Source organism: Motilimonas pumila (assembly GCF_003596335.1).
Taxonomy (GTDB): Bacteria; Pseudomonadota; Gammaproteobacteria; order Enterobacterales; family CBDFNC01; genus Motilimonas; species Motilimonas pumila.
Genome location: NZ_QZCH01000021.1, coordinates 25,109 through 39,475, shown reverse-complemented (window position 1 = coordinate 39,475; position 14,367 = coordinate 25,109). Strand labels below are relative to the sequence as shown.

At 45.0% G+C, this 14,367-nt stretch carries 18 protein-coding genes; 11 read left to right on the top strand and 7 right to left on the bottom strand.

The window, feature by feature from the left end; all coding sequences use genetic code 11:
• Positions 1-7: 7 nt before the first annotated feature.
• The 8 genes from sfsA (at position 8) to panD (ending at position 6,426) form a co-directional block, all read left to right on the top strand.
• Positions 8-724, top strand: a complete 717-nt coding sequence (gene sfsA, locus D1Z90_RS14935) for a DNA/RNA nuclease SfsA (RefSeq protein ID WP_119911585.1) — start codon at positions 8-10, stop codon at positions 722-724.
• 165 nt (positions 725-889) lie between these two features.
• Complete coding sequence (dksA, locus tag D1Z90_RS14930; protein WP_119911584.1) at positions 890-1,339, top strand: RNA polymerase-binding protein DksA; 450 nt, start codon at positions 890-892, stop codon at positions 1,337-1,339.
• A 99-nt stretch (positions 1,340-1,438) separates the two neighbouring features.
• Positions 1,439-2,323 carry a tRNA glutamyl-Q(34) synthetase GluQRS gene (gene gluQRS, locus D1Z90_RS14925; protein ID WP_119911583.1) on the top strand — a complete coding sequence of 295 codons (885 nt, stop codon included), beginning with the start codon at positions 1,439-1,441 and terminating at the stop codon, positions 2,321-2,323.
• A 209-nt stretch (positions 2,324-2,532) separates the two neighbouring features.
• Positions 2,533-3,810 (top strand): polynucleotide adenylyltransferase PcnB, encoded by a 1,278-nt coding sequence (pcnB, locus tag D1Z90_RS14920; RefSeq protein ID WP_198419216.1) that lies wholly within the window; start codon positions 2,533-2,535, stop codon positions 3,808-3,810.
• The gene (gene folK, locus D1Z90_RS14915; protein ID WP_119911581.1) at positions 3,807-4,304 is read left to right on the top strand and encodes a 2-amino-4-hydroxy-6-hydroxymethyldihydropteridine diphosphokinase; all 498 of its coding nucleotides are present in this window, start codon (positions 3,807-3,809) and stop codon (positions 4,302-4,304) included. Before pcnB ends, folK begins: the two co-directional genes overlap by 4 nt.
• Before the next feature lie 14 nt (positions 4,305-4,318).
• Positions 4,319-5,113 carry a 3-methyl-2-oxobutanoate hydroxymethyltransferase gene (gene panB / locus D1Z90_RS14910; protein ID WP_119911580.1) on the top strand — a complete coding sequence of 265 codons (795 nt, stop codon included), beginning with the start codon at positions 4,319-4,321 and terminating at the stop codon, positions 5,111-5,113.
• Between the two features lie 8 nt (positions 5,114-5,121).
• Positions 5,122-5,985: a pantoate--beta-alanine ligase gene (gene panC / locus D1Z90_RS14905; protein ID WP_119911579.1), complete on the top strand. Its 864-nt coding sequence runs from the start codon at positions 5,122-5,124 to the stop codon at positions 5,983-5,985.
• Between the two features lie 60 nt (positions 5,986-6,045).
• The gene (gene panD / locus D1Z90_RS14900; protein WP_119911578.1) at positions 6,046-6,426 is read left to right on the top strand and encodes an aspartate 1-decarboxylase; all 381 of its coding nucleotides are present in this window, start codon (positions 6,046-6,048) and stop codon (positions 6,424-6,426) included.
• Between the two features lie 55 nt (positions 6,427-6,481).
• Here the strand turns inward: panD and trmB are convergent, their stop codons facing one another.
• The 4 genes from trmB to hpt all read right to left on the bottom strand — a co-directional run bounded on the left by trmB (position 6,482) and on the right by hpt (position 9,463).
• On the bottom strand, positions 6,482-7,153 hold the full coding sequence (gene trmB / locus D1Z90_RS14895) for a tRNA (guanine(46)-N(7))-methyltransferase TrmB (RefSeq protein WP_119911577.1): 672 nt from the start codon (positions 7,151-7,153) through the stop codon (positions 6,482-6,484).
• Positions 7,150-7,923 (bottom strand): ABC transporter permease, encoded by a 774-nt coding sequence (locus D1Z90_RS14890; RefSeq protein WP_119911576.1) that lies wholly within the window; start codon positions 7,921-7,923, stop codon positions 7,150-7,152. The genes trmB and D1Z90_RS14890 overlap by 4 nt, the downstream gene beginning before the upstream one ends.
• 2 nt (positions 7,924-7,925) lie before the next feature.
• Positions 7,926-8,837, bottom strand: coding sequence for an ABC transporter ATP-binding protein (locus tag D1Z90_RS14885; protein WP_119911575.1), 912 nt, complete (start codon positions 8,835-8,837; stop codon positions 7,926-7,928).
• A gap of 98 nt (positions 8,838-8,935) precedes the next feature.
• Positions 8,936-9,463, bottom strand: coding sequence for a hypoxanthine phosphoribosyltransferase (gene hpt / locus D1Z90_RS14880; RefSeq protein WP_119911574.1), 528 nt, complete (start codon positions 9,461-9,463; stop codon positions 8,936-8,938).
• Positions 9,464-9,673: 210 nt separating this feature from the next.
• On the opposite strand from hpt, the gene D1Z90_RS14875 reads away from it, so the two are divergent.
• Positions 9,674-10,294, top strand: a complete 621-nt coding sequence (locus D1Z90_RS14875) for a TetR/AcrR family transcriptional regulator (RefSeq protein WP_119911573.1) — start codon at positions 9,674-9,676, stop codon at positions 10,292-10,294.
• Positions 10,295-10,380: 86 nt separating this feature from the next.
• Here the strand turns inward: D1Z90_RS14875 and D1Z90_RS14870 are convergent, their stop codons facing one another.
• From D1Z90_RS14870 to D1Z90_RS14860, 3 genes are all read right to left on the bottom strand, one after another.
• Positions 10,381-10,998 carry a flavin prenyltransferase UbiX gene (locus tag D1Z90_RS14870; protein WP_119911572.1) on the bottom strand — a complete coding sequence of 206 codons (618 nt, stop codon included), beginning with the start codon at positions 10,996-10,998 and terminating at the stop codon, positions 10,381-10,383.
• Positions 10,991-12,355, bottom strand: coding sequence for a UDP-N-acetylmuramate:L-alanyl-gamma-D-glutamyl-meso-diaminopimelate ligase (gene mpl, locus D1Z90_RS14865; protein WP_119911571.1), 1,365 nt, complete (start codon positions 12,353-12,355; stop codon positions 10,991-10,993). Before mpl ends, D1Z90_RS14870 begins: the two co-directional genes overlap by 8 nt.
• 153 nt (positions 12,356-12,508) lie before the next feature.
• Positions 12,509-12,835: a hypothetical protein gene (locus tag D1Z90_RS14860; protein WP_119911570.1), complete on the bottom strand. Its 327-nt coding sequence runs from the start codon at positions 12,833-12,835 to the stop codon at positions 12,509-12,511.
• Positions 12,836-12,984: 149 nt separating this feature from the next.
• Here D1Z90_RS14860 and D1Z90_RS14855 point away from each other — a divergent pair, with 149 nt between their 5' ends.
• Positions 12,985-13,881 (top strand): hypothetical protein, encoded by an 897-nt coding sequence (locus tag D1Z90_RS14855; RefSeq protein WP_119911569.1) that lies wholly within the window; start codon positions 12,985-12,987, stop codon positions 13,879-13,881.
• A gap of 176 nt (positions 13,882-14,057) precedes the next feature.
• Positions 14,058-14,363: a hypothetical protein gene (locus D1Z90_RS14850; RefSeq protein WP_147378775.1), complete on the top strand. Its 306-nt coding sequence runs from the start codon at positions 14,058-14,060 to the stop codon at positions 14,361-14,363.
• Positions 14,364-14,367 lie beyond the last annotated feature (4 nt).

Below are 14,367 nucleotides of genomic sequence, written 5' to 3'. Positions count from 1 at the left end.
GGACACTATGAATTTTACCCCCCCGTTACAGCCCGCAACACTGATTGAACGCTATAAGCGTTTTTTAGCTGATGTCACCTTAGCCGATGGCAATACCATTACCGTCCACGTTTCCAATACCGGAGCCATGACAGGGTGCGGCAGCCCAGGCGATACCGTTTGGTTAAGCCACTCTGACAACCCCAAACGTAAACACGCTTACAGCTGGGAGTTAACTCAAACGTCAACACAGCACTTTATTTGCGTCAACACCATTCGTGCCAACCAACTAGTAGAGCAAGCCTTATTGGCCGATGAACTTGCACCCTTAACAGGTTATCGACACCTCAAACGGGAAGCTAAATACGGTGAGGAAAAATCGCGTATCGACTTCCTACTGACCGACCCGGAACGAGCAGATTGTTACGTGGAGGTTAAGTCGGTCACCTTACTCGCTGATAACCAAGGCCAAGGCCTGTTTCCAGATGCCGTCACCGTACGCGGCCAAAAACATTTGCGCGAACTCATTAAAGTAAAGCAATCTGGAAAACGGGCTGTGTTGCTTTTTGCGGTATTGCACACAGGAATTGACCGGGTCAGTCCGGCAAAACTTGTAGACTCGGTCTATACTGACTTGATCAATCAGGCATTAATGGCAGGAGTAGAGATTTTCGCTTATAAAGCGCAATTAACTGAAACGAATTGGCACCTTTCGCAACCAATTCCGTTTATTCCAAGCAAATAATAAAAAGTTTGGTGACAAGCACAGGCTGTTAAGATTCAGAAGCAATAAATTCTGTTTTGAGCAAATAAATTAACATTTACATTTGATCAGCCTTAGGTATTTTGCTATAGATAGCCGCCTTATTTTTGCTTTCATCACCAAATAAGTGTGTAAGAGGAGAATGTCATGCCAGAGGGCAAGGCTAAAAAGACACTGGGCGTATTAGCTATCGCGGGGCTTGAACCTTATAAGGAGAAAGCCGGCGAAGAATTCATGAATGACGCGCAACTTGACCACTTTAAAGTCATTCTTGACGCTTGGCGCAACCAGTTACGTGAAGAGGTTGACCGTACGGTTGGCCATATGAAAGATGAGGCCGCTAACTTTCCTGATCCTGTGGACCGTGCAGCACAAGAAGAAGAGTTCAGCTTAGAACTTCGTGCTCGCGACCGTGAACGTAAATTGATCAAGAAAATTGAAAAAACACTGCAAAAAATAGAAGACGGTGACTTCGGTTACTGTGATTCTTGTGGTATTGAAATTGGCATTCGTCGTTTAGAAGCAAGACCAACAGCGGATTTATGTATCGACTGTAAAACCCTTGCTGAAATTAAAGAGAAGCAGCTAGCGGGTTAATCCCCTCTGCGATAAAGAGATTAAGGGGCATTACGCCCCTTTTTTATTGCGCTTTATTTAACCGGCGCGAGACTGCATACGCTATTTGGATGTTGCTACATGACCCGCTCACCACACTATATTGGCCGCTTTGCTCCTAGCCCTTCTGGCGAATTACACTTTGGTTCATTACTGGCAGCGTTAGGCAGTTACTTGCAGGCTCACCATCAAGGCGGCCATTGGTTGGTTCGCATGGAAGACATCGACCCGCCCAGAGAGGTTGCCGGTGCGGCTGACAGTATCTTAGCCACTTTAGAGCGCTTTGGCCTTAACTGGCATGGCACTGTCATGTATCAAAGCCAACAAAACGAGCGTTATCAAGCCACATTAGAACAATTGCGCCAGCAAGGGTTAACTTACGCCTGTCGCTGCACTCGCGCGCAAATCAAGCAAGCTGGCGGCTTTTATCAGGGCCATTGTCAATCTCTGAACTTGCCCGTTGAACAATCTGCTATTCGCTTGCGTACTACTCAGCCGGTATATCAATTTGATGATTTGCTACAAGGCGTGACACGTATACCCAAGGCCCTGGCGGAAGAAGACTTCATCATTCATCGTAAAGACGGCTTATACGCCTATAATTTAGCGGTAACCTTAGATGACATCGCCCAAGGTATTACTCAGGTAGTGCGGGGGGCAGATTTGTTGGTGCCAACCGGGCGACAAATTGCATTAATGCAGCAATTGTCCGCCAACGTGCCTGAGTACGTACATTTACCCTTGGCAGTGACGGCACCGGGAATGAAGCTTTCAAAGCAAAATCATGCACCTAGCATTGCACAGCAAGATATAATGCAAACCACCTGGCACGCATTAAGCTTTTTAGGACAACTGCCGCCAGCCTTGTCTGAGTTTGCCCATCAATCGGATTTATTGGCTTGGGCAATCACAAATTGGCAATTGGATAAAGTTGCCAATAAAACTGAACAAATATGGGTGAGTTAATTTGTGTTTAGCTAGGCTCTTGCATATTATATGCGCCTTAGAATTGACGCCCGTTACATTAGAGGAATGCCACCATTAAGCGTATATCAGACTTTTGCAAGAAGGTATTAGGCAAAAAGAAAACAGCAGAGGCAGTGTCTGACGACGCTCTCGAAAGCAGCGTTGCAGCGCCAGAATCTGATAAGGTGGTAAGTACTTACTCTGACCATATCCCTCGTGACGAGCACAATATCTCTCGCAGTGACATCAGCGAAAACGCCTTAAAAGTTCTCTATCGTCTGCACAAATCAGGCCATAAAGCATTCCTGGTCGGCGGCGGTGTCCGTGACTTATTATTAGGTTTAAAACCAAAAGACTTTGACATTGCTACCGACGCAACCCCTGATGAAGTCAAAAAACTATTTCGAAATAGCCGCTTAGTCGGTCGACGTTTTCGTTTAGCGCATATCCTATTTGGTCGCGATATCATAGAAGTCGCCACGTTTCGAGGCCATCACAGCGATGAAGCGCAAGGGAAAAACGTGTCTTCCCAATCGCAAGAAGGCATGTTACTGAGAGATAATGTCTACGGCAGTATCGAAGAAGACGCTGAGCGTCGAGACTTCACCGTAAATGCCTTGTATTACGACATTGCTGACTTTTCTATCCGCGATTTCTGTGGCGGGCTACAAGATTTAGAGCAGCGTCGAATTGACTTAATTGGCGACCCGGAAACCCGTTACCGGGAAGATCCGGTGCGCATGCTCAGAGCGGTTCGCTTTGCCGTGAAGTTACAAATGCGCATCAGTGAACGTACAAGCTCACCGATTAAACAGTTAGCGCCATTGTTGAAAGATATTCCAGCCGCGCGTTTGTTTGAAGAAAGCTTAAAACTGCTCTTGTCTGGCCAAGGTGAACAGACTTACCAGATGCTGAAAGAATACAATTTGCTACAGCAACTTTATCCCATTTTGTTCGATCAAGCTGAAGACCCTAAATCTCAAGCCTTAATCGCGGCCGCATTGCGCAATACCGACGAACGTATCGCAGACGAAAAACGAGTAACACCGGCATTTATCTACTCAGCTCTACTCTGGTACAACGTAGAGCAAAAAGCACAAGAAGTCATGGCTGAGAGTGGCTTACCAAGCAATGATGCCTTCTTAATGGCCATGAATGAAACGCTGGATTTTCAAATTAAGAGCATTGCTATTCCAAAACGCTTTACGACCACTATGCGTGATATTTGGATGTTGCAAACCCGCATGTCGAAACGTTATGGCAAGCATGCTTATCGCATTCTTCACCACCCAAAATTTCGCGCCGCTTACGACTTTTTGCTGCTTCGCGGTGAGATTGAAGGCGGTGACTTAATTGAGTTAGGTGAATGGTGGACCCAGTTTCAAGATGTCGATGAAGACAGTAAACGCAGCATGGTTGCCAAGCTCAACAAGCCGGTGGGCAAACGTCGCCGTTATTACAAGAAAAAGCCAAAGGCGAGTCAATGACCCTCGCTTATGTAGCGTTTGGCAGTAACTTAGGCGATCCTGTCGCCAAAGCTTTATCTGCGATTGAGGTGTTGCAAGGCACACCTGGGCTAACAGTGACGGCTTGTTCCAGCTTATACCGCAGTGCGCCAATGGGGCCTCAAGACCAACCCGATTACATCAACGGGGTACTCGCCATTGCTACTGACTTGGATCCAGAATCTTTGCTGGATGCATTGCAACACATTGAGCAAACCCACGGCCGTGAACGCAAAGATGAACGCTGGGGCCCTCGAACATTGGACCTAGACATAGTACTGTTTGGGCAACAAGAAATTGCTACACCGCGTCTGACCGTGCCTCACTATGGCATGTCACAACGTGAATTCGTCATCTACCCGTTGTTAGAAATTGCGCCTGACATTTGTTTACCAAACGGTAACCAAGTCAGCAACCTTGACGTGGCAAAAAATGGTTTAGAAATTGTACAGGCAGGCCCTACTATTCAGGTTTAGCCCGAGGAGTAATGATGAGTAAGATTACCGCCGCAAGCTTGCAAAAGATGAAGCAAGCACAACAAAAAATCACATGCATTACCGCCTATGACGCAAGCTTTGCTAGCTTGTTCGATCAAGCGGGGATCCAGGTACTATTAATTGGTGATTCCCTAGGCATGGTATTACAAGGCCATGACTCAACCTTACCGGTAAGTATTGACGACATTAGCTATCATACTCGCTGCGTTAAATCAGGAGCGCCACAAGCCCTGATCATCGCAGACTTACCCTTTATGACCTACGCGACTCCAGCAGACACCTACCACAACGCCGCCACGTTAATGCGCAATGGCGCTCACATGGTGAAATTGGAAGGCGGAGAGTGGCTTGCTGACAGCATCAAAGGCCTCGTTGACCGCGGTGTACCCGTTTGTGGCCACCTGGGTTTAACGCCACAATCGGTCAACGTATTTGGTGGTTATAAAGTACAAGGCAGGCAATCAGAGCAAGCTGATAAACTGTTAGCTGACGCTAAAGCGCTAGAAGCCGCAGGGGTACAATTATTAGTACTTGAGTGTGTGCCAGTGCCTCTTGCCGAGGCCATTACTCAGGCACTTAACATTCCCGTTATTGGCATTGGCGCTGGCAATGTCACCGATGGCCAAATCTTAGTCATGCACGATGCCTTTGGCATTTCTGCGGGCTTTTGCCCTAAATTCTCGAAAAACTTTTTAGCCGAAACCGGCGATATCCGCAAAGCGGTTGGCCTTTACAAGAGTCAAGTTGAGTCCGGTGAGTTCCCGGCTAAAGAGCACAGTTTCTACTAAGAGCCAATATGAACATTTGTAACGACATAGCTGCAGTGCGCCAACAAGTAAGAGCGTGGCGCCAACAAGGCCTGACTATTGCCTTCGTTCCCACCATGGGAAACTTACATCAAGGCCATATTACCTTGGTCAAGCAAGCGCAAACTCTGGCAGATAAAGTCATCGTCAGTATTTTTGTAAACCCAATGCAGTTTAATAATGCTGACGATTTAGCAAATTACCCCAGTACCATGGAGCAAGACTGCGATAAGTTGGTACAACAAGGGGCTGACTGTTTATTTACCCCCACCCCAGAATTAATGTACCCCGAGGGACTCGAAAACCATACTCGAGTTGACGTACCCGGTATTGCCGACCTATTGGAAGGGGCCCTGCGGCCGGGCCATTATCGAGGGGTGAGCACCGTGGTTACTAAACTGTTCAATATTGTGCAGCCAGACATAGCGTGTTTTGGGGACAAAGATTTTCAGCAGACGGCTTTAATTCGTAAGATGACGTCAGATTTAGCCTTGCCTATCGAGATAGTTGGTGTGCCCACGGTACGCGAACCTTCAGGCTTGGCCATGAGCTCTCGTAATGGCTACCTGACGACATCAGAACGAGCGATAGCGCCTACCTTGTTTGCAGTGATGCAGCATATCGCTGAACAAATCTCAGCGGGAAACAGAAATTTTACAAAGGTGATAGAAAAAGCTACTAATACACTGAATTCAAGCGGATTTAAGACAGATTCTATCGACATTGTTGACGCTGACAATTTATTAGCGATGACAGAAAAAACACAGCGGGTTGTGATACTTATGGCGGCTTTCTTGGGTAAAGCCAGATTGATTGATAATCAAACAGTAGATTTGCACCCAGCGTCAATTTAATTTATATTGCACCGCTCATTTGGCCCTCCACATGAGTTGAGATACGGAGAAGAGATTGCCATGCAAAAGGTAATGTTAACAGGTAAATTGCACCAAGCGCGTGTTACCCACGCAGAGCTTAACTATGAAGGCTCTTGTGCTATCGATCAGGATTTTCTAGACGCTGCAGGCATCTTAGAATACGAACGCATCGACATTTACAACATTGAAAATGGCGCACGCTTTTCGACTTACGCGATTTCAGGCGAGCGTGGTTCACACATTATTTCTGTAAATGGTGCAGCAGCACGTCAAGCGGCAGTAGGTGATAGAGTGATTATCTGTGCTTACGCATCAATGGACGCAGCAGAGTTAGCGACTCATAAACCAAGCTTGGTTTACTTGGACGCAGACAACAATGTTGTGCGTACCAGTAAAGACGTGCCTATTCAGGTCGCCTAGCTAAGCCAAGAAATGTGAAAAAGGCGCTAATTAGCGCCTTTTTTGTGCCTGAAATCTATGCCGGGTTAGGCGTCAACGTGAGGCCTAAACGCCAGCACTTTTGGCCACTGGCCCAATACTTGCGCTCAAACGGTGTCATTGCTTCAGCGGATTGGTATTGCTCAACTTGAGTCGGATAACCGGCGAGCTCCAAGGCGCGAGCAAACTCATCGACATACGTTTGCCAATTGCTGCGCAGCTCTAGCTGACCTCCTAATTGCAGGATATAGGGGAAAACTGCGCTGCCATGCCAGCGCCGCTGTAAGTGCTTAGACTTTGGCCAAGGGTTAGGATATAACAAATAATGATGACTTAACTGCCAGCCCGCTGCTACTGCTAAGCGCCAAAAATCGTTTAGATCTACTTGCAGCAAAATGGCGTTGCTGGGTAATTCTAATGGCGTTTTTGCCAACCTGTGACCCGACTTATCAAGTCCTACCACCAAACTGTCTGGGTGTTTTCGAGCGATAATGGCGGTGCTTTCTCCAACGCCACAACAAGAATCAAAAATGAGCGGCCGCGGATCGCTTTTTATCTGCTCAGCAAGCTGATCAAAAGCAGCCTGAGTATGGGCTCGATACGGCTTTTTAAAATCCGTTTTAAGGTGCTTTAACACCACTTCATCCAAGTGTTCGTTCAAACCCTCTTGGTTTGACACTACTACTCGTGAGTTTCCTAAATCACTCAACTTCTTAACCCTATTCCTCGTTCAACCAAATGGTAGGCCAAACTGTAAAAAATGACGATAAACCCGATGATAACCGAGAATGACAAAGTCAAAGAGACATCAGTAAAGCCTAAAAAGCCGTACCGAAACGCATTAATCATATAAACAATGGGATTTGCCTGCGACACTCCTTGCCAAAACTCTGGCAGCAGTGAAATCGAATAAAACACACCACCGAGGTAAGTTAATGGCGTCAGTATAAAGGTCGGAATAATACTGATGTCATCAAAGCTTTTAGCAAACACAGCGTTAATAAAACCGGCAATCGCAAACGCAAATGACGTTAACAACACAGTAACCGCCAGCATGGGAAAGTTATGAATTTGAATATCAGTGAAGAACATGGCGACCAAAGTGACGATGCAACCCACCGCCAAGCCTCTGGCAACGCCGCCCCCGACAAAACCTAAAATCAACACATGATTAGGAACAGGAGCAACCAGTAACTCTTCCACATTACGCTGAAATTTTGCGCTATAAAACGATGAGGCGACGTTGGAGTAAGAATTAGTGATGACCGACATCATGATGAGACCGGGCACAATGAAGTCAATGTAACTAACCCCACTCATCTGGCCTATGCGGCTGCCAATCAAGTTACCGAAGATGACAAAATAAAGCGTCATGGTAATCGCCGGCGGCACTAACGTCTGTACCCAAATTCGAGTGAAGCGGTAAATTTCTTTGATCACTATGCTTTTGAAAGCAGTGAAATATAACTGTTGCGACATGATTATTTGCCTTGCTGAACTAAATTAACAAACAGCTCTTCGAGGCGGTTTGACTTATTGCGCATGCTTAACACTTCAATGCCAGCTTGAGTCAGCTGAGCGAACACCTTGTTCAAACCTGCGGCCTTCTCAACGTCGACTTCTAACGTATGCGTATCGAGCTGACGTACTGTGAGTCCGGGTAGCTCGGGTAATACCGAGATAGGCTGAGTGTCTAACACAAAAGTTTCAATATCAATGCGCCCAAGTAACTCTTTCATTGATGTATTTTCAACTATCTCGCCTTTATCTATGATGCCAATGTTACGGCACAGCATTTCTGCTTCTTCAAGGTAGTGAGTAGTCAAAATGATGGTCATGCCCGCTTGGTTTAATTGCTTCAAAAAGCCCCACATAGAGCGCCTTAACTCTATGTCTACGCCAGCAGTAGGCTCATCTAAAATGAGTAACTTAGGCTGATGCATCAGTGCTCTGGCAATCATCAAGCGACGTTTCATGCCACCTGATAGGTGGCGCGCGGCTTGTTGCCGCTTGTCCCACAGATCCAATTGCTTCAAGCAAATCTCAGCCCGCTTCCAAGCCTGCTTACGGGGCACGCCATAGTAACCGGCTTGATTGACCAAAATTTGTTCGACGGGCTCAAACTGATTAAAATTAAACTCTTGCGGCACTAAGCCAATCTGTTGCTTAGCCTGAACCAATGCATTATCAATGTCGTGACCAAATATTTTGACCTGACCAGCTGTCTTGTTCACTAAAGAACTAATTATACCTATGGTGGTAGATTTCCCTGCTCCATTGGGTCCTAATAAAGCGTAAAAATCCCCTTCCTCCACATTTAAACTTATGCCTTTTAAGGCTTCAACACCGCCAGCATAAGTTTTACTGAGGTTATTTATCTCTATGGCCTTCAAAATATAAACTCGACATCAAAAAATAATAATTAAACAATAAAAATAAAAAATTCCTCGTTATATTTTACACATAACGATTAGAGCGGTTTTGAATTGATTTATTCAGGAATAACCTTGCCAATATAAGGTAAATTGCGATATTTTTGAGCGAAATCGATACCGTAACCCACAACAAACTCATCAGGAATCGAAAAACCTATCCAATCGACAGGTACATCGACTTCCCGGCGACTTGGCTTGTCTAATAAAGTACAGATAGTTAAAGAAGCAGGATCACGTAACATCAACATTTCTCTGGTTTTATTCAAAGTAAAACCCGTATCTATGATGTCTTCTACTATCAAAACGTCTTTACCTCGGATCTCATCATCAAGGTCTTTTAAGATTTTAACCTCACGAGAACTTTCCATTTTATTGCCATAACTAGAGGCCGTCATAAAGTCTAGCTGAGTCGGTAGGTTCACTCTGCGGCTCAAGTCTGCCAGTAGAATACAAGACCCTCTTAATAAGCCAATCATGACCAGACATTCCGTATTTTTATATTTTTCTTCTATTTCCGCCGCCATTTCAGAGACTCGCAGAAGAATATCTTGTTCGGGAATTAAAACTTCAACAGAATGTTTCATTCATGCCTTCCTATATATTTGTAAAAGATTAAATCTAATAAAATCGGTTAATAACAAAATTATTTAAAAGAAAAATAATATATCTACACTATTTATGACTAAAAAAGTCAATTCCGCATCTATTCATTGTACTAATATGACTGTAAATGATAATCTGGTTAACGATAAAATTAAAATTATATTTTCATCTTAACTTTAGTAGACAGTATCATGGAACCAAGAGCAGAATTTAGACGTCGTACACGATTGGCACCGGAAGCCCGCCGCAAGCAGTTGATGGAATGTGCCCTTGAAGTTTTCTCTAAAAGAGGAATCGGTCGAGCGGGACACGCGGAAATCGCTGAGCTAGCCCAAGTCTCCGTTGCTACCGTTTTTAACTACTTTAACACTCGTGAAGATCTGGTTAACGCCGTTCTGACCGAAGTCGAACTGTACTTTAGAGGCATCGCCTCTGCTGCATTCGGCCAAAGTAAAGATCCACTTGAAGCGATCCACGACTACATCGCGCTAGTTGTAGAAGCCGCTTACGTAAAACCGGATTATACACATATTTGGCTAGAATGGAGCTCGTCTGTTCGAGAAGAAATATGGCCGCGCTACTTGAAGTTGCTAAGCCATAACACTGACTTGATGAAAAAAGTCATCACTCCAGGTTTTGATAATCACGACTTCGACTGTCGCTTGTCTGTTGACGAGTTCTGTCGAGCCCTCTCAGGTTGTGGTTATATGATCATTCAAATGATTAACCAACCCGGCCACGCTTCGAAAGAAAAAGTGGTGGAGTTCGTATATAGCTACATTACTGCAATTTTACATCCTAAGGATCAGTAAACTGCAATCATTAGCTAACAAAAAGGTCGCCTTGTGCGACCTTTTTTTGTGCGCTTAGCCCTGCTAAATCAACTTCATATAAAGCGCTATTCATGCCCCCAACGCTGGCTAACTTCATTGTCGATATTAAGGTGATCAAGAATTCTCGCGACCATGAAATCAATCAAATCATCAATGCTTTGCGGGTGGTGATAAAAACCTGGAGCAGCAGGCATGATGGTCACGCCCATTTGCGACAAACTCAGCATGTTTTGTAAGTGCAAGGTAGAAAACGGCGTTTCTCTAGGCACTAAAATAAGCCGTCCACGTTCTTTTAAAATAACATCTGCCGCCCGCTCAACGAGATTATCTGATAAGCCATGACAAATGGATGCTAGCGTTCCGCCACTGCAAGGACAAATAACCATAGTCTTAGGCGCACCGGAGCCAGAAGCAACCGGTGAAAACCAGTCTAACCCGCTGTACACCTTAATTTGCTCGGGCACAGCCTGAGTTTGTTCACTCAAGTATTTTGCTAATTCATGGGGTTGCTGAGGCCAGGTTTGTTGTAACTCTGTGGCCACGACCACTTTAGCGGCTTCAGACATCAAAAAGTGTACTTGATAACCAAACTGCACCAAGCGCGACAACAAAGCTACGCCATAAGCCGCACCAGATGCGCCTGTGAGGGCTAAAGTAATCTGACCTTTAAACTGTTTAGACATATTGCTCTTCTCTTGCGACAAGTTCATTGAGTAAGCTTTGATGAATACCGCCAAAGCCACCATTACTCATCACTAAAATGGTATCGCCGGGTTGCACTTCAGCCAAGATTGCTTGTTGTAAAGCGCTCACTTGCGCACAAATTGCAAAAGGCACTGTGCTGGTTGCAAAGCAATCGTCAAGGGACCATTGCAGACCTTCGGGCTGCAAACAAAAAATATGATCAGCTTGCTGCAATGAATCCACCAGCTCTTGTTGATGTACTCCCAACTTCATGGTATTTGATCTTGGCTCTAATACTGCGAGAATACGGCCCTTACCTAGATGGGCTCTTAACCCGGCTAAGGTGGTCGCTATCGCTGTGGGATGATGGGCAAAATCATCATACAGCTTTACCGTGCCAACCTCTCCTTTAAGTTCCATTCGGCGTTTGGCATTTTTAAACTCGGCCAATGCCGCTATGGCGTGCTCTGGCGTCACTCCAACGTGTCGCGCGGCGGCGATAGTGGCCAATGCATTGGCAATATTATGCTCGCCTAACAAAGACCAATTCACTTCACCTTGAAGCGATTGCTTAAAAAACACCTTAAAGCGGCTGCCGTCTTCAGCAATTTTCTCAAATTGCCAGTCTTGCGCTAATGTTTCCGTTTCACTCCAACAACCCATCGCCAACGTATGTTCGATGGATTTTGTGCCTGCGGGGTAAATAATTCGCCCTTGGCCTGGAACGATACGCACCAAATGGTGAAATTGTTTTTGAATACTGGCTAAATCTTCAAAAATATCGGCATGATCAAATTCCAAGTTATTGATAATGAGCGTACGAGGTAGGTAATGCACGAATTTAGAACGCTTATCAAAAAAGGCACTGTCGTATTCATCAGCTTCAATAACAAAAAAAGGCGTGCCCCCTAAGCGTGCTGAAACGGAGAAGTTTTCAGGCACTCCGCCAATCAAAAAGCCCGGCTCCATACCTGCATATTCCAGTACCCATGCCAACATGCTCGAAGTAGACGTCTTGCCATGGGTGCCAGAAGCCGCCAACACCCACTTGTCTTTGAGTACATGTTCTTTGAGCCATTGTGGGCCTGAAGCGTAAGGCAGATTTAAATTCAGCACGGCCTCTACACAAGGGTTACCGCGGCTCATGGCATTGCCAATCACAACCAGGTCGGGCCGAGGTTCAAGCTGACTGGGATCAAACCCTTGTACTAACTCTATGCCCTGCTCTTCAAGTTGCGTGCTCATCGGCGGGTAAACATTGGCGTCACTGCCCGTCACTTTATGGCCTAATTGTTTAGCTAAAATGGCGATGCCACCCATAAAGGTGCCACAAATCCCTAAAATATGAATATGCATAGAGGCTCTCTAATTTAAATATTGTTGTTATCATTGCCAAAACTAGGCACAAGATACAAGATTTTCTGCAGCGATGCACCGATTCTAGCTCTTGTTACCGCCGTGGCAATCGCGAGTATATGCATCCACAAAAAATTGAAATAACAAGGTAACTTACTTATTAATCTGTATTTTTTCTTCTTTAGGTGGGTCTACTTGAATATAAATCTGCTGACCTTGATATTGATAAGGTCGATAATAGGATTGACCACATTGAAAATAATTAATGGGCCTAGGTAAAAGCAAACACCCCAATGGTAATTGGCTGATCCAAAATAAGTTTTGCTGTTGTCGCATGGCTTCTCGCCATAAATGTTGTTGGTGTAACTGCTGTTTTAAATGCCAAACATCGACTTGCGGTTCACTGCTTTTAGTGACCGTGACTTGACCAGCCCAAAGTCCCCATGAAAAAAAAAACAACAAGCTAATAAAAAATCGCATAACCAATTAACCTCATGTTTCTAAATGTTTTTATTTTTATTCTGAGAAAATTCTTCTCATCAACTTCATTTTATTGATAAGAAAAGTTGATCCAGATCGTTTTTTTAGCCTATTTGTTAATTAAGCCACTTTTTTGCTGAGGTGCTCTTATGAAACCGATATTGTCGCTTTTATGTTGTTTATTCACCAGCCAAGTGTTGAGTGCAAACGTTACATCAAACCCAAGCACATTAAAGCTTGATTGGTTTTGGCAAAACGAGCACGGTCAATCTCAAGAGATCAAAGCTAATTTTAGTCGCAATCAGGTCAAACAAGGTATAGAAGACCAACAAAAACTAAGTTATTCATTAAATAAACCCGTCAGAGCGCTGCACACTTACATAGAGCCAAGGCTCAGTCATGTAGTAAACTCTATCAATTATTACTCTCCCGAAAATGCAATTAAATTCAGCAGTATAGAGCATGCTTTTTCGATCAAAGACAGCACTGTTGAATCGCGATTGTTCTGGCAAGCCTATTATCAATACCAAGACGATGCGTTCACATTCCTGCGGGTAAGTCCTTGCATGGTGCAAGATCAAGACAAACCTTGTATTCGTCCTAACTATTCTCAGCTATTTTACGATTATCGCCAATCTTTCAAACTGCTTGCAGAGCAGTTGCGCTCAACCGAGGGAGCACCTCGTTCGATAAGTAATGCCCAAAGCTGGGTGTTTGCGATCCCTCAATCTGAGGAAGAAGCAGCGAACTTTTCTCCCCCTTTAAGTGTGTTACTCGAAAATGCAGCCGACAGCGATGAAAAGGCTTTACTACTGGCAACCATCATCAGCCAGCTTGAGCCAAGCTATCAAATGTATCTGGTTTACCCCGCTGACAGCAACGGCAGCGTCTCGCCGGCATGGCTTACCATAGAATCTAAAAGCGGCGCACAAGGATCTCCAGTGGTTATCAACAATACCCAACATACCTTGTTGACCGGCTCCTCCAACCTTTTGAAAGAAATGATGATTGCCAACACCCAAATGGTCAGTGAGCCTTTGTACTAACCACTTGGCATGTCCGCGAGGGCCCAAGATTATAACTTGTCACTCACCAAGCCCCCCCATTAAACATGGGGGCAGAATACCAGAGTGTGGGGGCAACAGAAATTAATTGATATAACATAACAGTTTTGGCAAGCTTAGCCTTTATGTCGCTTGTTGATTACTCACCGGATTATTTTTTGAAACAACGTGTACTGCCACTTGTCATCATTGTGTTTGCCGGTTGGTTATTGTCTTTCACCGCATGGGCTGAGCACTGGCACGTTCATCATAAGCACCAACTTAACCACGGCCAAGAGGCATGCGCGCATTGCTCACTTCCGAGCTTAGTGGCCCTAACGCCTAGCTTTTCTGTCTTTCCGAATAAGCAGCATGCCCCAACGATAAAAAGTGTACCTTCGGCTTTGCCTATGAAAGCTGCCATACTCAGTGGATGGCAACGCGCCCCTCCTCATTCATTTTCTTTACAGGGTTCCACTTTTTAATTTG